Raw genomic sequence first — 19,699 nt, forward strand, 5'->3', positions numbered from 1 at the left:
ATTTTTAAATTACAAAGCGATTTATGCTCATAACCCAGCATAAATCGCTTTTTTTTGCCTAACCTTTAATTACAATACATTTGGTAATTTTATAGTAGTCCGCGTGCTTTAATTTCTAAATACTTATTAATGGTATTTAAGGTTAAATCTTCGGGAGCTGTTAACATACTTTGAATGCCGTGTTTTTGTAATTCATTTACAATTTGTTTTTTCTCGAAAATAAATTTTTCGGCTATGGTTTTTTCAAAGATTTCGTAGGTGTTTTTTGCTGTTTTTTGGGTGAGTTTATGCAGTTCGGTGTTTTCAAAAAAGATAACTACCAGTACGTGGTTTTTAGCCATGGCTTTCAAATAAGGTAATTGCCTGTGAAGTGCGTCTAAAGTTTCAAAATTAGTATATAGTAAAAGCAAACTACGTTGGTTTAAATACCGCTTCATGTCTATATACAATCGTGAAAAATCCGATTCAGCAAAATCTGTATCCAAATTATATAGCGTTTCCATAATTTGGTTCATTTGGGAAGGCCTGCGTTCTGCAGACACTTTATTAGAAACCTGTTTAGAGAAGGCAAACATACCCGCTTTATCTTGCTTTTTTAAGGCAATATTACTAATTACCAAAGTGGCGTTTATGGCGTAATCCAGCAGGCTTAACCCTTTAAAAGGCATTTTCATAACACGGCCTTTATCGATAACGCTGTAAATGGGCTGCGAGCGTTCGTCTTGAAACTGATTTACCATCATTTGGTTCCGTTTGGCAGTGGCTTTCCAATTTATGGTTCTAATATCATCGCCTGGCACATAGTCCTTTATTTGCTCAAACTCCATAGTATGCCCAATACTACGAATTTTTTTTAAGCCAAATTCGAATAGCTTGTTGGAGAAAGCAATAAGCATATACTTTTTTAGTTGTAAAAAAGACGGGTAATTTGGTACCATGGCATTATGGCCAAACTGAAAGCGTCTGGTTACTAATCCAATGGGCGAGGTGACGTACACATTAAGGTAACCAAAATGATATTCGCCACGCTGCAAAGGACGTAGGGTATAGGTTATTTTTTTATCGGAAAGTTTGTTTAAAGCTGTAAGAATTTGAAAGTCGCGTTTTTGATACTGTACCGGAAGCTCGTCTATTAGTTTTAGCTTTACATTAAAATTATACGCGTTGTGTAGGGTAATTAGGATGGGGTTGTTATCGCCATTACTTAACTTTTTTGGTAAAACCCGATTAGCCTGTAACCCGTTTTGTTTAAAAAGTAATAACGTATCGGTAAGTACCAGCAGCCCAAAAACCGTTAGTAAAAAAATGCTAATAGGCAGCCAACCTGGTATTTGGTAGGCCATTATAAATAGAAATACAAACCCTATTAAAATGGTAAAAAACCGCGACTCTAAATATGTATGTTTAACAATACGTTTCAATTACCTAGGTATTTCAATAGTTTCTAATATTAAATCGACTACTTTATCTACGGTAAAAGCTTCCATTTCGCGTTCTGGTGTTAACACTAATCGGTGTTGCAAGACGGCTTTAGCACAACGTTTTATATCGTCTGGCGTTACAAAATCGCGTCCTTGAATAGCAGCATTGGCTTTAGCTGCATTTAGGATAGCAATAGAGGCTCTTGGCGATGCGCCTAGGTATAAATTGGCATTGTTACGTGTGTTGTTTACAATAGAGGCTATGTAATGTAGTAGGTTATCTTCAACCAAAATTTGTTTAATTAAGGTTTGGTATTTTAGTATTTCGGAAGCATTTAAAACAGGGGTAATTGTGCTATAATCTAACTGGTCCGCTCGTTTGTGGTTTTCGGTTAAAATTTGCACTTCTTCATCTAACGAAGGATAGTTTACGGTAACTTTAAATAAAAACCGATCTAATTGGGCTTCTGGTAAGCGGTAGGTTCCTTCTTGTTCTATGGGGTTTTGTGTGGCAAAGACAAGAAAGGGCGCTTCCATTAAAAATTCGTTATTATCTATGGTTATTTGGCGTTCTGCCATAACTTCAAATAAGGCGGCTTGAGTTTTGGCAGGAGCTCTGTTTATTTCATCAATTAATACAATATTTGAAAAAATAGGCCCTTTTTTATACTCAAATTCGTTTGTTTTAACATTAAAAATGGAGGTGCCTAAAATATCGCTTGGCATTAAGTCTGGTGTAAACTGAATTCTACTAAAGTCTACATCCAGTGTTCGTGCCAGTAATTTGGCTGTAACGGTTTTAGCAACACCCGGAACACCCTCTATTAAAGTATGCCCATTGGCGAGTATTGAAATAATTAAGAGTTCTATCAGCTCGTTCTGACCAACAATAATTTTTCCAATTTCTTGTTTTATCTGCGTTACATGGGCTTGCAATGGCTTTAAATCTATTCTGTTGGAAAAGTGTAAATTATCGTTTTCGGCGTGTTCGTTATGATTGGTGTCTTCCATTATATATCTTTTTTAGTAAAATGTTCAATTTGTTTGTTTAAGGAAAGTAATTCGTTTTCGGAATGGACGCTTTTAGATTTTAATAGTGTTATTAAATCGATTAGTGTTTTGGTATCGTTTACGGTATTACCAGATTTTACAGCTAGTTTTTGAATAAAATCGGTATTAAGGGTATTGGTATTCAGGTAGTAATTACGCCTAATAAAATCCAGAAAGTAACTAATTTTTTTGTTTATAATATTGGTGTAATCTCCGTGCTGATAATACAAGTCGCCAATGGTTTGTGTAAACGCAACCGTTGTATTTTTTAACGGTTCTACAACAGGAATAATTCGTTGTCTGCGTTTTCCATTAAAAATTACGAATATAATTAAGCCACACAAACTTAAGTAAAAGGCCCATTTTAGCGCCGGATTACTTAAAATAAAGCGCAGCGGACTGTTAATAACCTTACGACCACTTTTGTAGTAGTTGTCCCATATTAAGGTATGATTTTTGGGTAAATAGGATAAGGCGGCTGCAGCATAATCTGCTTTATCGTCCAGCAAATGGTAATTACTAAATGCAAACGGATTGCTATGTACATAAATGGCGCCACCCTTGTTTCCTATGGTGGTTTTAATAAAGTTTGCTTTTTTTATGGCTTCTTCAGAAAATTCAGTGTAACCCAAAATTGTGGTTTGCGAGGTATCTACCGATGTAAAAAAGGCATTTTCAATAACGTCCGTAAACATGCCGGCTTGTTTTTGAAGGTAAGGACTGGTAAAGGTAGATTTTGAAGGAGCTTTAAAGAAACCCGTCTCATCCTGTTCAATAACAATATTCAGGGTGTCTGCTAATTTGCCATAAAAAAAACTTGTGCTTATAAAAGCGGTGTTACCATTTTCTAAAAATTTTAAAAGCGCCTCTGCACTTTGATCTTCCATACCTATTACATCGTTAATAAGAAGCAGTGTGCTATTTTCTAGGTTTGGCTGGTTGCCTATAAATTCGAAAATGCTCTGGTTTGATATGTTTATAGGCGTGTTGTAACTGTTTTTGAGTTCGTTAAACAATACATAACCACCTAACGGAATTTTATCGGCGGCGCTGTAGGAATTGCGCCAATTTAAAGGCCTGGGTTTAACGGTTTCTGCAACCATAAGTAGCAAAATAATGACGCCAATGCTGTATAAAGCAATTTTGGAGTATTTATCCATTAATTTGTTTATTTAAGGTTGAAAAATAGCTTTTGTTTTTGTTGAAATCTGTTTCGCTTACTGCAAATTTACCGTACCAAACATAATCGTATATGTAGGAAATATCTTTAAATAATTTCCTTATATTTTCATCGGATATTTCGTTTAAATAATCGGTGTTTGTTTTATCGTAATGCCATGAAATAACTTGTTTGTTTGCTAATGTTTTTAGCGATTTCAGGTACAAATAACGCGTTGCTAATCGGTAATTACTGTCTTCCAGGGCTTGGGCTATTAACTGGTCAAAGTTTATTTGTTTAATGTCTTCTTCAATAAAATTAAAACCATCTATGGCTTTTTCTTCCGTTTTAAAAACAGATCGCACTGGGGCTTGTATTAAAAATTTGATACATAAATAGAGTGCTATGGCCGCTAAAAGCCCATAAACAATATACGTCATTGTTTGGTAATCTATAAAATCCACTTCAATACCAAAAATATTGCCAAGCCACGTAAAAAATTTTTGCAGTAGCTCTTGTAACAGGTTAACGCCTCCGGTATCGTTAATATCGTAATTAAAATCGCGACCAGTATATCTGTCGTTTATTTTTTCTTTAAAATGCCGCACCTGAACCATGGTGCTATCTTGTGGGAGGGTATTACGCTGTGAGTCTGTAAATCCCCATAAAAAAGGCATTACAAAAAAGGCGCCAACAAGTCCCGTTACGCTATGTGAGTTAGGCCATTTCATTAAGTTCCTATTTGTTCAATACGTTGGCGTAAATAAGTATTGTAGCGCTCCTCGTGCAAATTGAAAAACAAAATGCCATAGGCTACTTGTGTTAGGGCTTGCGAAAAAATAAAAGACAATACAAACATGGCAAAACCCATAGTAAAGATAATGGTAGCCACGGTGCTGGTGGCAAAGTCTACCTGACTTTCTACAGAAAAATACATATAAATACCAATAATAAAACCAGGAATGGATAGTATTAAAAAGGTAATCATAATGTTTAAGATACCAATAACTAAACCGTAAAAAACGGTGCGCACAAAATTTGAAATGGTAAAAGACCAGCCTTCGGAAATAGCATCGCCCACCGATTTATTCCCATTAAAAATGGCCATAAAGGAAAGTCCAAAAAAAGCATTCAATGTAAAGTTTAAGGCATATTGGACTAGCATGCCCAATAATGGAATAAACGCAAGTATAACTGTTACTACCAAATAGCCCAGATAAATGGCAATACCCATTAAAATAAATAAAATAATAGTTCCTAAATTAGTCTTAATAGCCTTCCATATATTAGCAGAAACAACCGTACCATGGTTGTTTACGTACTCGTTAACATAGACACTGGAAAAACTATAATTTAAAATGGTTGTTACCATTAAAATAACGGCTAAAACCAAACCGCCGGCAATTAAATAAATATCGTTATCTAGCGCGGCACTTATACCAAACCTAAAATCGCGACTAGCCAAACCCATAAAGCCAGTAACCAATAAGTAAGACCCAACAAGCGTGAGAATAATACTTATGGCATTATAACGCAAATACAAGTTTACAAACGATTTAAAATTTAATTTTAGAAAGTCGAAATAGTTAGTAATAATATCGCCAAAATTGTTTCGTGTACGAAGCTCTAAATAGGGTTTATCCATTTTGTTCTTTTTGGGAAATTAACTGGGTTATTTTTTCTAATTGTATGGGATAAATAATATAATAAAATACAACCAAAACAAGCGATGCAAATATTATAGCATAAGCTAAAACTGGCGGCATGTTTTCGCCTAAACGGGTTATAAAGCCTTCAATAAAACCCGCTAGCACAAAAAACGGCAAAGTGCTTACAACTATTTTTAAACCGTCTTTAGCGCCTTTCATAAAGGCCTCTCGCCTAGAATAGGTTTTAGGAAACAAAAAACTATTGCCCATTACTAACCCCGCGCAACCGGCAATAACGATAACAGAAATTTCAATGGTACCATGCAGCCAAATAGTTGAGGTTTTATCTAAAAGCCCGTAATTATAAAAAAACGTAATAAAAGCACCTAACATGATGCCGTTACTAAATAATATATATAAGGTACCTACACTAAAAAATACACCGGCAGCAAAAGCAAAAATAGCAACTCGAATGTTATTAATGGTAATGCCCAAAAACAGGCCTAATTCGCTACCGCTTTTGTAAACGGCCATGGGTTCGCCATTTTCAATGTTTTCTATAGTCATGTTAACATAAGCATCACCCAGAATTAACCTTACAAAACTAGCATCGTTTAACGTAGATACAACGCCTATAGAAACGGCCGCCATGAAAATTAAAAACGTGTATAATAGGGTTTTATGATAGGCTCTAAAAAAAAGTGGAAATTCGTACATCCAAAACGATACAATTTTATTTTTAGACTCGCGCTTGGTAGTATATATTTTTTGATGCGCTTCTGCGGCCAGCCCATTCAAGTACAGTAATGTTTTGCTGTCTGGATAATATGTTTGCGCATACGACAAATCGTTGGTAAGTTGAATGTAATATGAAGCAAGGTCGTCTGGATTTATTTTTGCATTATTGTGCAATGCTTTTTCAAAAACCAGCCATTTTTCCTTATTTTGCTTAACGAATGATGCCTCGCGCATAGCCACTTAAAATTTAAACGAATATACATTTCCATGAGCAGAATAGCAATTAACACAGCCCAAAATGTCAATTTAGATTATAAACTTATCGGTCTTGGCGAACGGATGGTTGCTTTTTTAATTGATGGCCTTATTTTAATAGCCTATTTAACCGTAATGGAAAATCTTGTGGCTATTTCCGATATTTTTACAACCGATAGCTGGACGCGTGGTGGTGTTTTAGGGTTACTTTCCTTGCCCGCATTTTTTTACTCGTTGCTTTGCCACATTTTATTTGGCGGGCAAACGGTAGGTAAGAAAATTATGAAAATAAAGGTAGTCCGTTTAGATGGCGCTCCTACGCAATGGTACAATTTGTTGGTCCGTTGGATGCTTAGATTAATAGATATTTGGTTGTTTTTTGCCTCTATTGGCGTTATGAGTATTTTGTTGTCCAACAAAAAACAACGTGTTGGCGATGCCGCAGCAGGTACTGTTGTAATTAGTGCAAAACAGCAACAACGCATAAGTAGTACGATTTTAGAGGAGTTGGCAACAGATTATCAGCCGGTGTTTAAAAATGTTACAGGGTTGAGCGATAAAGATGTGCGTATTATAAAAGAAGCCTTTTTAATTGCCAAACGTACAAACGATTTTAAAACCTTAACACTTTTGCGTACTAAAATATGTCAAGTGCTTCAAATAGAGACGGATATGTTTGATAAAGAGTTTATTGAAACTGTTTTGAAAGATTATAATTATTACACGCAAAATATGTAAGCCCTTTTGTTAGCATACATAACAAGCAGCCTTAAAGTGCTTTAGGGCATGTGCAAGGTGCAGAAATAAACAAAGCTCCTAGATGTAGGTTTGTTTTTGGGTTCTTTATTGGTAATTAGTTTGGTGCTAAACTTTTTCAGGTTGCAAAATGCTTCATGTGTTAACCCTTAAAATACTAATTAATAAATGCGTGAAGCTAGTAATCATTGCATAACTTTGCCCGAGTTATTTACCCATAAAATTTGTTATGTTTTACGCCCTCGATATTCTTGGAACTATTGCCTTTGCTATTTCTGGCGTTTTAGTAGCTATTAGCAAGCGCATGGATCTTTTTGGTATTTTAATAATAGCATCGGTTACAGCCGTTGGAGGCGGTACGCTTCGGGATGTGCTAATTGGAGAAACTCCAGTAAGCTGGATGCTAAATTTAAATTACATATACGTTATTTTGGTAACGACGTTTTTAACCATTCTTTTTAAATCCAAAATAGATTATCTGCGCAAGTCGCTTTTTTTATTCGATACCATAGGTATTGGTTTGTATACGGTAGTAGGTGTAGAAAAGGGTATAAATGCGGGGTTAGACCCCATTATTTGCATCGCTTTAGGTACTATGTCGGCTTGTTTTGGCGGTGTTATTCGGGATATTCTTTGTAATGAAATACCTGTTATTTTTAGAAAAGAAATTTATGCCACAGCATGTATTATAGGTGGTTTAACTTATTTTTTAATTAAAAAATTACCTGTAGACGATAATATTGTTTTCATTATTTCTGGCTTGGTAGTAATCGTGGTTCGGTTGCTGGCAGTGCGGTTTAGAATAAGTTTACCAAGCGTTTACAAATAGCCTATAATGCCAGTTTTTAGTTTAAAATAGTAACGTCTTTTATATAAATGTTACGAAGGGGCCATTCGCCTCTGTCTGTTTCTTGTGCGGCAATTTGGTCTACTACATCCATCCCGGCTATTACTTTTCCAAATATGGTATAATTACCATCTAGGTGGTAGGCACCGTCTTGCTTCTGAACAATAAAAAACTCAAATGGCGAGGCAAGTTTATAGGCATTTTCAATGTCGCTACTTGGCATACTTACAACACCTCTGTGGTGTTTAAAACCACGCTTGGTATCTGGCGGAAGTAAATACCGCCCAATATCGGCACGTTTGCGCTTTACTTTTGGGTCGTCTGTGTTACCAGCTTGTATAACAAAATTATTAACAACGCGGTAAAATTGGGTTTTGTTAAAATAGCCCCGTTTGGTTAAGTAAATAAAATTAGCCCGATGAAACTTGGTTTCTGGAAATAAGAGGATATCTATGTTTCCAAAACGCGTAGAAATACGAACTGTATTCTCCTGATTGTGTTTTTCATATTCCAGAAAAAACTCCATGGCGTTTTCGTCTGTTAAAAAAGGAAATTTAGGTGTCTCTTTTTCAGTGCTATCCGCTTGTTTAGAGGGTTTGTTTTCGGATTTTGTTTGTTTTGGAACCAATACATTTGGTTTCGTTTGTTTATCTTCACAACTCAAAACCAAAACTAATATAGCATACAGTAGAACACGCATTGTAAATGAAATTTAATGAGTTTTTAAAATCGGTAGCTAAAATAAAAAATATCCCGCTGCCTGCCGAAGCATCACAATTTAAAATGTCGCCTCCGTTTCGAGATAATTTGGAAGCGCTTCAAAAAAAAATGATTGTTAATGCCAAAAGTGCGGGGGTTATGGCCTTATTCTATCCCGATGCGCAAGCAGAAACAAAATTGGTACTAATTTTACGAAAGGCCTACAAAGGTGTGCATTCAGCTCAAGTGGGATTTCCGGGCGGAAAAGAGGAGCCAACAGATGGTTCTATTGAGCACACTGCTATACGTGAAACTTGGGAGGAGGTTGGTGTTCCGGTAACATCTATTGAAGTCCTTCGGGCTATGACGCGGGTTTATATTCCGCCAAGCAATTTTTTTGTGTATCCGTTTTTGGGTATTACACGCACAACACCAAAATTTATAAAACAGGACAGCGAGGTAGAAACTGTAATTGAAGTGGCCTTGAAAGACTTTATTAATGAAGCCAATGTGGTAACCAAAACGGTATCAACATCCTACTGTGTGGATATGCCCGTACCTGCTTTTTATTTAAATAATTATGTGGTTTGGGGAGCAACAGCTATGATGTTAAGCGAAATAAAAGACATGTTAAAACAACTTATGTAAACCAACAGTTTTAGTACATTTGTGACGCTAATTATAATACGTGTAATTTATGGGCTTGTTTAAACAAAACCCTTTTGGGCATTATCTGATACTTAAAAAATGGATTATAAGAATTTTAGGTGTTTTAACGCACAGACGATTTAGAGGGTTTAATGAGCTTCAAATTGAAGGATCTGAAGTTATCAGAAACTTACCAGAAAGGAATGTCTTGTTTATTTCCAATCACCAAACTTATTTTGCCGATGTGGTGGCCATGTTTCATGTTTTTAATGCGAGTTTGAGCAATCGGGACGATTCGATAAAAAATGTTGGGTATTTGTGGCAGCCAAAAATGAATATTTATTATGTGGCAGCAAAGGAAACCATGAAATCCGGTTTGTTACCAAAAATAATGGCTTATGCGGGTTCTATTAGTATTGAGCGTACTTGGCGATCGAAAGGAGAAGATATTAACAGACAGGTTAAAATGAGCGATATTTCAGCCATAAAAACGGCTTTAAAAGATGGTTGGGTTATAACTTTTCCGCAGGGTACTACAACACCTTTTAAGCCCATTAGAAAAGGAACTGCGCATATAATAAAACACTACAAACCTATAGTGGTGCCTATTGTAATTGATGGGTTTAGACGTTCGTTTGATAAAAAAGGTCTCCGGGTTAAGAAAAAAAATATTCTACAAACTATTGAAATTAAAGAGCCTCTTAACATCGATTACGAAAACGAAACCATACCTCAAATTGTAGAAAAAATTGAGTACGCCATTGAACAGCATCCGTCTTTTTTAAAAGTTATTCCACAAGACGTGTTGGAGGCGCAAGAGGCCTTAAATAAAAAGCGTAAATGGCGTCAGGACTAGAGGTGAGTTGTTCTTTTAATGTTTCTGTTTTTATAGCCTACCACCGCCGTTAATTTGCTTACAAGAAGTTAGCGGTGTATGATACCTTTTTCGCGGCAACAAGCTGTTATCTGTTTAGTGTAAGGCCGTAACAGACTAATTAATTAATCTTTTTTTTTAGTTGTTAAACACGGCAATTACACAACGTAAATTAGTAGTTTACCGTACTAAACGCGCGCTAATTGCAGTTTTACGGGGCTGTGTTAAAATCCTAAAAAAATAGTCATTCATGTGCTGATGTACTATATTTGATAGTACTAATACGAGCATTTATGAATATTCCAGAGTCAAAATACCCAAGGGTGGTAGTAGTTGGTGGCGGCTTTGCGGGAATTAATTTACTAAAGGGACTTAAAAACAAACCAGTGCAAGTGGTTTTATTGGACCAACGTAACTATCATACCTTTCAACCTTTACTATATCAGGTTTCCAGTTCCGGTTTGGAGCCGGACTCCATTGCTTATCCTTTGCGAAAAATAATTAAAACGTCCGAAAATATATTCTTTCGTTTAGCCAAGGTGACGCAAATAAACCCTGAAAAACAGCAAATTGATACTTCTGTAGGGGTACTGGATTACAATTATTTGGTACTCGCCACAGGAACTAAAACCAATTATTTTGGGAATAAAGCAGTAGAAACCTTTAGCATGCCCATGAAAACGGTGCCACAGGCTTTAAATATTAGAAGCTTAATTCTTCAAAATTTAGAAAAAGCGACCATAGCTAAAACCGTAGCAGAACGACACGCTTATTTAAACTTTGTAATTGTGGGTGGTGGTCCTACGGGTGTGGAACTAGCTGGAGCCATTGCCGAACTCAAAAATAATGTAGTACCAAAAGATTACCACGATTTAAATGCTCAAGATATGCAAATTCATTTGCTGGAGGGTGGCGATAGGTTGCTGCCACCAATGAGCAAACATGCCTCTAAAAAAGCTGCGTTATTTTTAGAAAAGTTAGGCGTAAACATACACTGCAATACGTTTGTAGAAAATTACGACGGTAAAAAAGTACAAACCAATACCAGTTTACAAATGGAGTCGGAAACTTTAATTTGGGCTGCTGGTGTAACAGGGAATCCGGTAAATGGTTTGACGGCAGATGTACTTGTAAATAAAACAAACAGATACCGTGTTAATCGATTTAATCAGCTAATGGGTTACCCTCATATTTTTGCTTTAGGAGACGTGGCTTATATGGAAACAGAGGCGTATCCAAAAGGGCATCCACAGGTGGCCCAACCAGCTATCCAACAAGGGCGTTTGTTGGCTAAAAATTTGGTTAATTTACTGGCCAAAAAACCTATGAAAAAATTTGAATATCGGCATGTGGGCTCAATGGCAACTATTGGTAGAAATAAAGCGGTAGTGGATTTAGGCGCCCTAAAATTTTCCGGTTTTATAGCCTGGTTTGTTTGGATGTTTGTGCATTTAATGGCGCTAGTTGGATTCAGAAATAGGGTGGTTATTTTCTTTAACTGGAGCTATAATTATATTAATTTTGATAAAGCAGCTCGGCTAATTATTCGGCCTTTCAAAAAATTAAACTAATTGTTTATGTTAATACTACTAAATAATTGATTAGTAATTTTATAAGCGGTAGCTATAAGTTTTTTCTATGATGGCTTTTAGGCTTTAAATAACACAACTAAAACAGTGTTATGTTGGTAAATGTACAGTAATTTTTTACATAAGTCAAGTGTTTATTACAAGGCTATTTCTGCTGGCATTACCTTGCTAAAAGTATCTATGCTTTCGGTTTGTAACAAACCAATTCTGTTATTAAACATACTTTATTAATTGAGGTAAAAAAAGCTTTACTGTTGTGTTGTATGGATTAGTTTAGTCCATAATTATAAACATTAAAATTTATTTTTTTGCTGCAAAAAAATGCTTAAAAATTTTGATTCTAGTTAAATATTTTAGGGCATTTTTTTCTTAAAAATTCCTTTTTTCAGTATGTGTAACGGGTACTAAAACGGCGGTATCATAACCAGATTTGCATTGGTTTTAATACAGCTTTTGCATCTATAACAAAATCAGCTAATTACAAATTTTTTTAAGGTCAAAAAGAAGCGTTTTGGACGTTTTTTTTGTATGGGTTAAACAACTGAAAATAAAATATTTAACACTGTGTTTTTGGTTAAAATTTGCGTATCTTAACGTAGGTTAATTCTCTATATTATGGAACGCAAAAAAAATCCGGATTTAGAAATTGGTCGCAATAGTGCTATTTATTTCGCGCTAGGACTAAATATTATGTTGTTCTTTACTTGGCGTTTGCTAGAACACAGAACGTTTGTTTCAGAAAGCACGGTACAGGAGGTTTTATTTTTTGATGAAACTCTGGAAACCGATATTCCGATAACAAATTTAGAAGTAGCACCGCCGCCACCGCCGGCCGCTGTGGCTGCAACTCCAGAGGTTATTACCATTGTAGACGATTTTAAGGACATTGAAGAAACAGTTATTGAAAGCTCGGAAACTAACCAAAATGATCGGATTGAAGAACGCGAAATTAGTATAGAAGAGGTGGTTGTAGAGGAGGTAGACGAGGTTGTTTCGGTGCCGTTTTCGGTGGTTGAAAAAGTGCCTGTATTTCCTGGTTGTACTGGTACCTCCAATCAGGCTTTAAAAGATTGTTTTAATTCTAAAATTAACGAACATATTCGCAACCATATTCAATATCCAAAAGCGGCTGTAGATATGGGTATTTTTGGAAAGGTATACGTTATGTTTTTTATTGATGCAGAAGGTCGTGTCAGTCAGATTAAATCGCGCGGTCCAGACCCGCAACTGGAGCGTGAGGCCGAGCGTATAATAGGGTTGCTGCCAATTATGGAGCCAGGAAAGCAACGTGGTAAACCCGTAAAAGTGCCGTATTCAATTCCTATAAACTTTGTTTTAGAGTAAGGCTTTGGGTGTGTTTTTATCCAAATAATTGTCGCGGCTTTTTACAGCACGCTCAATTTGTATTAAAGTGTAAAGGTGCTGTGTTATAGCTTCTTTGTAGAAGCGAAAACGGTATTAAATTGAAAAATGAATCAATTTAATGCCGTTTTTTTTAATTTAGGCTGTTTTCCTCAAAAAGCTACCGGAATTATTAAACCTTTTTTAAGAACCCTATGTTTTCATTACTTTTTACCTGTAAAAAACATATGGCTGTTTTTTCCTAAAAATTTATGGGTGTATGTATTCTATGAGCAGTTCATCCTTAAAAATAGACAATTGGGTTAGTTGTGTTTTGTAAAATGAGTTTATGATTTGATATTTACAGCAGCATAATAAAATAAGTGCCTTTTGGTAGCGAAATGAACTGGTTTAAAAAAAGTTAATAGAAAGCATTTTCATGAATAGATTTGTAAAACGTATAATAATTGTTTTTGGAATTGGGTGCCTGGTTTTTGTTATTGGGAATTCTTTATCAGGTGGATTTCAATCTAAAACGAAAAACATGCTTCTTATTAATTTTGTATTCTATCAATTATATGCCTTTGTATTGGGGTATTCAAATATGTATTTTTTTGAATATTTAGGAAACCGTAAGTGGCAGGAAGCGGAAACTTTTAAACGCTTATTATACGGCATTATAGGTTCGGTGGTAATTACAGTAATAGGGCTGTTCTTCTTACATATTTTTGAAGCTATGGTATATCAAAACCAAACGTTTGATGTGTTTTTAGATAACGAATCTTACAACGATTACACCTTTGGTTTATGGATGACTTTAACCATTGTAATTGCTTTTCATGCGGTTCATTATTTTAAGCAAACGCAAGATAAAAAGGTTAAAGAGTCGCAAATAGTAGCGCAAACGCAAACGGCGAAGTTTGATGCCTTAAAAAATCAGTTGGATCCCCATTTTTTATTCAATAGCTTAAATGTACTGTCCAGTTTAATTGAAGAAAATCCAGAAAATGCACAGCGCTTTACCACATCGCTTTCCAAAATTTATCGCTATGTTTTGGAGCAAAAGAATAAAGATTTAGTATCGGTTAATGATGAGTTGGCGTTTGCTAGAACCTATATGCTGTTATTGAAAATGCGTTTTGAAGACAGTATTATTTTTGAAATACCTGAACAAGCCTTAAATCCGGATAGCAAAGTAGTGCCTTTATCGCTGCAGTTATTATTAGAAAACGCAGTAAAACATAATATGGTAACCAGCAATAAGCCCTTGCTTATTAAAATTTATGAGCAGCGTGGCTACCTGGTTGTCGAAAATAATTTACAAACCAAACAAGTACTTAAAAAAGGTAGTGGTGTAGGCTTAAATAATATCATGGAGCGCTATGCATTGCTTACGGCAAAAAAAGTTTTTATTAATCAAACGGCAACGGTTTTTAATGTTTCAATCCCGATGCTAACTAAACAAATAACAAGTATGGAAATACAACAAATTACCAACAATGAAGCGGCTTATTACCAGGCCAAAAAGCAAGTAGAAGATATAAAAGGATTTTACGGAAATCTTATTTCTTACGCGTTAGTGATACCGTTTTTAATTTTTATTAACTACTGGACCTATTGGGGCTTTCAATGGTTTTGGTTTCCTATGTTGGGCTGGGGAATGGGGCTTGTAATTCATGCATTTACCGTTTTTGGATATGGTAAAAAATGGGAGGAGCGAAAAATTCAGGAGATTTTAAATAAAGAGGCCAATCAGAGAAAATGGAACTAATGCGTCATAATTTCAATTTTGAACAGCAAGAGCGCCTAGATCGTGCCAAAGCGGAAGTCAAAAAGCTAAAAGGATTTTATATACATGCCTGTATATTTTGTGTTATTAATGTAATGATTGTGATTATAAATATTCAAGCATTGGGGCCTCATGAGAGTTACTTTCAATTTAAGAATTTTTTCACATTAACATTTTGGGGTTTTGGATTATTGGTTCACGGATTTTCAACTTTTTTACCCAATTGGATATTAGGTAAAAACTGGGAAGCACGTAAAATTAAGGAGTATATGGAACGCCATAACAACTAGTAGCACATAAAACGTATTAAAATTAAATAACTTCCTATGCGTGTTATAATTATAGAAGACGAGAAACCATCCGCCAGACGCCTGCAACGGATGCTTGCTAAACTAAATTTACAGGCAGAAACCATGCTGCACTCCGTAGAGGAGTCGGTTATATGGTTTAAAAATAATTTGCACCCCGATCTTATTTTTTTGGATATTCAGTTAAGTGATGGGTTGTCTTTCGAGATATTTGAACAGGTAGACGTAAAATCTGCCATTATTTTTACTACGGCTTATGATGCTTATGCTCTTCAAGCTTTTAAATTAAATAGCATTGATTACCTGTTAAAACCTATAGATACAGATGAGTTAACTAAAGCCTTACATAAATTTGAAGAACACCAGTTTAAAAAGCAGGAGGTTACAATGGATTATAAGGCTATTAAAAGCCTATTGGCACAGGCATCGAAACCAAACTATAAAAAACGTTTTTCGGTTAAAGTAGGGCAGCATTTAAAGCTTTTTTCCATTGATGACATAGAATGTTTTTATAGCGAAAATAAGGGTACGTACTTACATACCAATCAAGGTAGAAGTTATCTTTTGGATACCACTTTAGAGCAATTAGAATATGAATTAAATCCGCAGTATTTTTTTAGAATTAGCAGAAAATTTTATGTAAACATTCATGCCATAAAAGATATGGTAAGTTACACGAATTCGCGTTTAGAGATCAAACTATATAATTATACAGAGCAAGATGTTATTGTAGCCCGAGAGCGTGTTAAGGATTTTAAAAACTGGTTGGAATAATAAACAGCTATGGCCTAATTATCTACCCGGTTATCATCAAAAGCGGACGGTAGTAATTTGGGAATAAATTTTATTACCAGTGGCAGTAATAAAGCGCCTCCGGGCAGCATAAATATGGCCAAACTAGGTATGGATTTAAAAATATCTAGCAATTGGTTGTTTACGCGTTTTTGTTCGTCTTGTGTTAATTCACGAATAGTGGATTGCGATAATAGTTTCATAAGTTCCTTACTTTCCCGCAGTTCTTTTAGCAAGCGCTTGCTATTTCTGGAAATGAGTTTATGTACCATATCGCTAGAGTTGTTGTAAAAAGTTTTTACAACATTTTTGGAGCTTAATAGGGCTATTTTATTTTTATGGGTTTCGTAAAATATATTTATAGCCTTTGTGGCCTCTGCAGTACAACTTGGCTTAAGCTTTAAATCGGCACGAAGGGTGTGTAAAAAATCGTATTCGCGACTATCAATTACCGTGTCGCCCCAAGCTGCCATACAAGCAACATCCAGTAAATAATATTTTTCCATGGGTTTGGAAATATATTGAAGCGCTTGGTGGTAGTCAATTTTTGCAGTGTCGTGGTAGCGGCGTGATTGTTCAAATAAATCTAAAAGACTTTGGTCGTAGTTACTTTTTTCTACTTTAGAATTTAAGGTTTTAATAACCGTTGTTTCAATGGCTGCTTCAAAGTTTCTAAAATAGGCTTCCGAAATGTTATGCGTTGTAATAAACAAATTGTAAGCCAATACATCTGTAAATAAAAGAGCGTTGGTAATAAAGTAATTAAAACTTCTTTCAATAATATTATCATCAATTTGAACGCGCTTATGTATAATTTTTTCTAAAGTTGAAACATTTTTACTACCGCCCAACAAATCAGAGAAAAAAGAGGCTTTATAAGCATTTATGTGCGTGTAAAAATCTATTACACTATCTATAAAATTGGTTTTTACGGCTGCTGTTTGGTGGATATAATGAAAGGCAATAATTAAATTAATTTTACAAATTTCTTCGCTTGTAAAATCTGGGTTTACCACATAGTTTTTAAAAACAGCAACATTGCTACCGTATATAAAGCCATTGTTTCTAAGTTCTGTATAAAAAGCTTCGGTTGTAAGCGTTTTTAGGGGTGTGTGTAAGTTGCTTTCAAGTAAGAGTTTGGTTATCCAGCCGCTTGCCGATGGGTTCATAATTTGCTGTTTAATGCTGTAAAGATAAATTTTTAATCTAAATCCTATTACATAAAAATAGCACTACTTGTTGCATTTTTTTAAAGAAAATGCTGGTTTTTTCCCAATCATAATTGTTTTGCCTTGTTAAAAAACCGTTAATAACCCACATAAACTCTCGTAATGGTAATATTTTTGCCGTTGGCGCTTTTTTAACATTTTTTTAATGTTAAAACAGGAAAAAATAAATCTGTTAGTGCTGCATAATTAGTTTAATTACGTGTTTAAATAGTTGCTATAAAAACAATAATCTTATAAATTTTTTTATGTTGAAATCTTTAAAATTACACAATTGGTTTATGTTTATCTTTTTTTTGGGGTCGGTAGCACAGGCTCAAGAAATAAAAGGAACGGTAAACGATGTTAACGGGCAACCCGTGGAAAACGCCTACATTTATAATACCAACACATCTAGTCATGCACACTCGCTTTCCAATGGTTATTTTTTGCTTCAAAATACAAATTTGGGCGATGTTATAACTGTTAGTCTGTTGGGTTATGAAAAAATGGATGTTGTGGTTGTGCAAAATCATTTTACTGATGGTATGACACTTACATTGAAAACGAAAACCATTCGTTTGGATGAATTGGTAATTACCGAACAGGTAAACGCCATGAATAGTATTTCGAAGGTAGATTTAGAAACAAGTCCGGTAAATTCTTCACAAGAAATTTTAAGAAAAGTACCAGGATTAATTATTGGTCAGCATGCAGGTGGTGGCAAAGCGGAACAAATATTTTTACGCGGTTTTGATATCGATCACGGTACCGATATAAGTCTGTCTGTAGATGGTATGCCGGTAAACATGGTGTCGCATGCGCATGGGCAAGGCTATAGCGACTTACATTTTATTATTCCAGAAACTATTAACAACATTAATTTTGGAAAAGGTCCTTATACAGCTAATAAAGGCGATTTTGCAACAGCAGGATTTGTGGAGTTTAATACAAAAGATCGCATAGACGCTAGCGAAATAAGCTTAAGCATTGGCGATTTTAATGCGTTGCGCACATTGGGTATGTTTAATTTACTGCCCAGAAACAAACAAACCAATGCCTACGTAGCTCTAGAATATATAGAGTTTGATGGCCCTTATAAATCGCCGCAAAATTTTAACCGATTAAATGTGTTTGGAAAATTTAATACCTATTTACAGGACGGTAATAAATTATCTGCTACCGTGTCGCATTTTACCAGCCGCTGGGATGCTTCAGGGCAAATTCCACAGCGCGCCGTAGATAGTGGTTTAATTTCGCGTTTTGGCGCCATAGACGATACCGAGGGCGGAAACACATCCAGAAGTAACATAAACCTGGCCTACGAGGCTATGTTAAATAGCAGTTTACAGTTTAAGTCTAATGTGTTTTACAGCAGGTATGGTTTTGAACTGTATTCTAACTTTACTTTTTTTCTGGAAGATCCTGTTAATGGCGATCAGATTAAACAATTTGAAAGCCGCGATATCTTTGGCTTTAATACGGCTTTTACCAAGGAGCTGCAGTTAGGACAGGTAAACACGAAACTTACTTCTGGCTTTGGTTTACGCCAAGATGCTGTTAACGATGTGGAGTTGTCGCATACCTTAAACCGAAATGAAACGCTGGATTACTTGGCTTTGGGTAATGTAAACCAAACCAATATGTACGGCTTTGTAAATGCAGCCTTCCAATTAGATAAATTTGTTATTGCGCCAGCCTTACGCTTGGATTATTTTAAATTTATGTATAACGATGCCTTAATTACCGATTATGAAACGCAGGCAGAAACCAAAACAGCCTTTAGTCCAAAGCTAAATGTTTATTTCAATCAGACTAAAAATTTACAATGGTTCTTAAAATCGGGTATTGGTTTTCATTCCAACGATTCTCGGGTAGTTGTGGCTCAAAATGGTAAAGAGATATTGCCAAAAGCCTATGGTGTAGATTTAGGAACTATTTGGAAGCCTGTTCCAAAAATGGTTTTCAATACAGCCCTGTGGTACTTATTTTCGGAGCAAGAATTTGTGTACGTTGGCGATGCCGGTATTGTAGAACCAAGCGGAAAATCTGAACGCTATGGTCTAGATGTTGGGTTGCGCTACCAATTTACCAATTGGTTGTATTTTGATACCGATGCCACTTTTACACATGCTAGGAGTGTAGACGAGCCAAACGGAGCCGATTACATCCCTTTGGCACCCGATTTTACGTTAACAGGTGGTTTAGCACTTAACGACCTAAATGGTTTTTCGGGCGGTATTCGCTACCGCTATATTGACGACAGACCTGCTAATGAGGATAACTCCATAGTAGCCTCGGGTTATTTTGTAACCGATTTAAACCTAAATTATGCATTTAATACTAATTTTACTGTAGGTTTAGCTATTGAAAACCTGTTTGATACAGAATGGAACGAAACACAATTTGCAACAGAATCACGCTTGCAAAACGAACTGGAGCCTGTAGAAGAAATTCATTTTACTCCTGGAACACCATTTTTTATTAATGGTATAGTTAGTTATCGGTTTTAAAAGTGTGCTTTTAAAAAATAAAGCCTATTCAAAAATAAATCGCCTGCAGCATGCAGGCGATTTATT

The 19,699-nt window shown here is 35.5% G+C and carries 18 protein-coding genes; 10 read left to right on the forward strand and 8 right to left on the reverse strand.

Going from position 1 to position 19,699, the window contains the following annotated elements:
* Window positions 1–89: 89 nt before the first annotated feature.
* Genes ACFSQP_RS01940 through ACFSQP_RS01965 form a run of 6 tightly spaced genes read right to left on the reverse strand, consistent with a single transcriptional unit; the run spans window position 90 to window position 6,251 of the window.
* Window positions 90–1,421, reverse strand: a complete 1,332-nt coding sequence (locus ACFSQP_RS01940) for a DUF58 domain-containing protein (protein WP_376891362.1) — start codon at window positions 1,419–1,421, stop codon at window positions 90–92.
* The gene (locus ACFSQP_RS01945) at window positions 1,422–2,432 is read right to left on the reverse strand and encodes an AAA family ATPase (RefSeq protein WP_376891363.1); all 1,011 of its coding nucleotides are present in this window, start codon (window positions 2,430–2,432) and stop codon (window positions 1,422–1,424) included.
* On the reverse strand, window positions 2,432–3,631 hold the full coding sequence (locus tag ACFSQP_RS01950) for a DUF4350 domain-containing protein (RefSeq protein WP_376891364.1): 1,200 nt from the start codon (window positions 3,629–3,631) through the stop codon (window positions 2,432–2,434). The genes ACFSQP_RS01945 and ACFSQP_RS01950 overlap by 1 nt, the downstream gene beginning before the upstream one ends.
* The gene (locus tag ACFSQP_RS01955) at window positions 3,624–4,361 is read right to left on the reverse strand and encodes a hypothetical protein (protein ID WP_376891366.1); all 738 of its coding nucleotides are present in this window, start codon (window positions 4,359–4,361) and stop codon (window positions 3,624–3,626) included. Before ACFSQP_RS01955 ends, ACFSQP_RS01950 begins: the two co-directional genes overlap by 8 nt.
* Window positions 4,361–5,275: a hypothetical protein gene (locus ACFSQP_RS01960; RefSeq protein ID WP_376891368.1), complete on the reverse strand. Its 915-nt coding sequence runs from the start codon at window positions 5,273–5,275 to the stop codon at window positions 4,361–4,363. The genes ACFSQP_RS01955 and ACFSQP_RS01960 overlap by 1 nt, the downstream gene beginning before the upstream one ends.
* Entirely contained in the window at window positions 5,268–6,251 is a 984-nt protein-coding gene (locus ACFSQP_RS01965; RefSeq protein WP_376891369.1) for a stage II sporulation protein M, read from the reverse strand. Before ACFSQP_RS01965 ends, ACFSQP_RS01960 begins: the two co-directional genes overlap by 8 nt.
* 33 nt (window positions 6,252–6,284) lie before the next feature.
* Here ACFSQP_RS01965 and ACFSQP_RS01970 point away from each other — a divergent pair, with 33 nt between their 5' ends.
* Window positions 6,285–7,010 (forward strand): RDD family protein, encoded by a 726-nt coding sequence (locus tag ACFSQP_RS01970; RefSeq protein ID WP_376891370.1) that lies wholly within the window; start codon window positions 6,285–6,287, stop codon window positions 7,008–7,010.
* Window positions 7,011–7,257: 247 nt separating this feature from the next.
* A complete protein-coding gene (locus ACFSQP_RS01975) occupies window positions 7,258–7,857 on the forward strand; it encodes a trimeric intracellular cation channel family protein (RefSeq protein WP_376891371.1) in 600 nt (199 codons plus the stop codon).
* 16 nt (window positions 7,858–7,873) lie between these two features.
* Here the strand turns inward: ACFSQP_RS01975 and ACFSQP_RS01980 are convergent, their stop codons facing one another.
* The gene (locus ACFSQP_RS01980) at window positions 7,874–8,575 is read right to left on the reverse strand and encodes a peptidylprolyl isomerase (RefSeq protein ID WP_376891372.1); all 702 of its coding nucleotides are present in this window, start codon (window positions 8,573–8,575) and stop codon (window positions 7,874–7,876) included.
* Between the two features lie 5 nt (window positions 8,576–8,580).
* On the opposite strand from ACFSQP_RS01980, the gene ACFSQP_RS01985 reads away from it, so the two are divergent.
* The 7 genes from ACFSQP_RS01985 to ACFSQP_RS02015 all read left to right on the forward strand — a co-directional run bounded on the left by ACFSQP_RS01985 (window position 8,581) and on the right by ACFSQP_RS02015 (window position 15,897).
* Complete coding sequence (locus tag ACFSQP_RS01985; protein ID WP_376891373.1) at window positions 8,581–9,222, forward strand: NUDIX hydrolase; 642 nt, start codon at window positions 8,581–8,583, stop codon at window positions 9,220–9,222.
* A 49-nt stretch (window positions 9,223–9,271) separates the two neighbouring features.
* The gene (locus tag ACFSQP_RS01990; RefSeq protein ID WP_376891375.1) at window positions 9,272–10,078 is read left to right on the forward strand and encodes a lysophospholipid acyltransferase family protein; all 807 of its coding nucleotides are present in this window, start codon (window positions 9,272–9,274) and stop codon (window positions 10,076–10,078) included.
* A gap of 311 nt (window positions 10,079–10,389) precedes the next feature.
* The gene (locus tag ACFSQP_RS01995; protein WP_376891376.1) at window positions 10,390–11,667 is read left to right on the forward strand and encodes an NAD(P)/FAD-dependent oxidoreductase; all 1,278 of its coding nucleotides are present in this window, start codon (window positions 10,390–10,392) and stop codon (window positions 11,665–11,667) included.
* Between the two features lie 633 nt (window positions 11,668–12,300).
* A complete protein-coding gene (locus ACFSQP_RS02000) occupies window positions 12,301–13,029 on the forward strand; it encodes an energy transducer TonB (protein ID WP_376891378.1) in 729 nt (242 codons plus the stop codon).
* A 436-nt stretch (window positions 13,030–13,465) separates the two neighbouring features.
* Window positions 13,466–14,797 (forward strand): 2TM domain-containing protein, encoded by a 1,332-nt coding sequence (locus ACFSQP_RS02005; protein ID WP_376891379.1) that lies wholly within the window; start codon window positions 13,466–13,468, stop codon window positions 14,795–14,797.
* On the forward strand, window positions 14,797–15,105 hold the full coding sequence (locus ACFSQP_RS02010; RefSeq protein ID WP_376891381.1) for a 2TM domain-containing protein: 309 nt from the start codon (window positions 14,797–14,799) through the stop codon (window positions 15,103–15,105). The genes ACFSQP_RS02005 and ACFSQP_RS02010 overlap by 1 nt, the downstream gene beginning before the upstream one ends.
* A gap of 36 nt (window positions 15,106–15,141) precedes the next feature.
* Window positions 15,142–15,897 carry a LytR/AlgR family response regulator transcription factor gene (locus ACFSQP_RS02015; RefSeq protein WP_376891382.1) on the forward strand — a complete coding sequence of 252 codons (756 nt, stop codon included), beginning with the start codon at window positions 15,142–15,144 and terminating at the stop codon, window positions 15,895–15,897.
* Between the two features lie 14 nt (window positions 15,898–15,911).
* On the opposite strand, the gene ACFSQP_RS02020 is transcribed toward ACFSQP_RS02015, so the two are convergent.
* Window positions 15,912–17,084, reverse strand: coding sequence for an LETM1-related biofilm-associated protein (locus ACFSQP_RS02020; RefSeq protein WP_376891383.1), 1,173 nt, complete (start codon window positions 17,082–17,084; stop codon window positions 15,912–15,914).
* Between the two features lie 305 nt (window positions 17,085–17,389).
* Between ACFSQP_RS02020 and ACFSQP_RS02025 the strand changes: the two genes are divergently transcribed.
* The gene (locus ACFSQP_RS02025) at window positions 17,390–19,633 is read left to right on the forward strand and encodes a TonB-dependent receptor (RefSeq protein ID WP_376891385.1); all 2,244 of its coding nucleotides are present in this window, start codon (window positions 17,390–17,392) and stop codon (window positions 19,631–19,633) included.
* Window positions 19,634–19,699: the final 66 nt, after the last annotated feature.

The organism is Bizionia sediminis (assembly GCF_042684585.1).
GTDB lineage: Bacteria > Bacteroidota > Bacteroidia > Flavobacteriales > Flavobacteriaceae > Algorimicrobium > Algorimicrobium sediminis.

Coding starts and splice junctions, on each gene's coding strand:
- ACFSQP_RS01965 (WP_376891369.1), bottom strand. CDS start 6,251: ATGCGCGAGGCATCATTCGTTAAGCAAAATAAGGAAAAATGGCTGGTT.
- ACFSQP_RS01950 (WP_376891364.1), bottom strand. CDS start 3,631: ATGGATAAATACTCCAAAATTGCTTTATACAGCATTGGCGTCATTATT.
- ACFSQP_RS01945 (WP_376891363.1), bottom strand. CDS start 2,432: ATGGAAGACACCAATCATAACGAACACGCCGAAAACGATAATTTACAC.
- ACFSQP_RS02000 (WP_376891378.1), top strand. CDS start 12,301: ATGGAACGCAAAAAAAATCCGGATTTAGAAATTGGTCGCAATAGTGCT.
- ACFSQP_RS02020 (WP_376891383.1), bottom strand. CDS start 17,084: ATGAACCCATCGGCAAGCGGCTGGATAACCAAACTCTTACTTGAAAGC.
- ACFSQP_RS01955 (WP_376891366.1), bottom strand. CDS start 4,361: ATGAAATGGCCTAACTCACATAGCGTAACGGGACTTGTTGGCGCCTTT.
- ACFSQP_RS01970 (WP_376891370.1), top strand. CDS start 6,285: ATGAGCAGAATAGCAATTAACACAGCCCAAAATGTCAATTTAGATTAT.
- ACFSQP_RS01985 (WP_376891373.1), top strand. CDS start 8,581: ATGAAATTTAATGAGTTTTTAAAATCGGTAGCTAAAATAAAAAATATC.
- ACFSQP_RS01975 (WP_376891371.1), top strand. CDS start 7,258: ATGTTTTACGCCCTCGATATTCTTGGAACTATTGCCTTTGCTATTTCT.
- ACFSQP_RS01960 (WP_376891368.1), bottom strand. CDS start 5,275: ATGGATAAACCCTATTTAGAGCTTCGTACACGAAACAATTTTGGCGAT.
- ACFSQP_RS02010 (WP_376891381.1), top strand. CDS start 14,797: ATGCGTCATAATTTCAATTTTGAACAGCAAGAGCGCCTAGATCGTGCC.
- ACFSQP_RS02015 (WP_376891382.1), top strand. CDS start 15,142: ATGCGTGTTATAATTATAGAAGACGAGAAACCATCCGCCAGACGCCTG.
- ACFSQP_RS02005 (WP_376891379.1), top strand. CDS start 13,466: ATGAATAGATTTGTAAAACGTATAATAATTGTTTTTGGAATTGGGTGC.
- ACFSQP_RS01980 (WP_376891372.1), bottom strand. CDS start 8,575: ATGCGTGTTCTACTGTATGCTATATTAGTTTTGGTTTTGAGTTGTGAA.
- ACFSQP_RS01990 (WP_376891375.1), top strand. CDS start 9,272: ATGGGCTTGTTTAAACAAAACCCTTTTGGGCATTATCTGATACTTAAA.
- ACFSQP_RS02025 (WP_376891385.1), top strand. CDS start 17,390: ATGTTGAAATCTTTAAAATTACACAATTGGTTTATGTTTATCTTTTTT.
- ACFSQP_RS01995 (WP_376891376.1), top strand. CDS start 10,390: ATGAATATTCCAGAGTCAAAATACCCAAGGGTGGTAGTAGTTGGTGGC.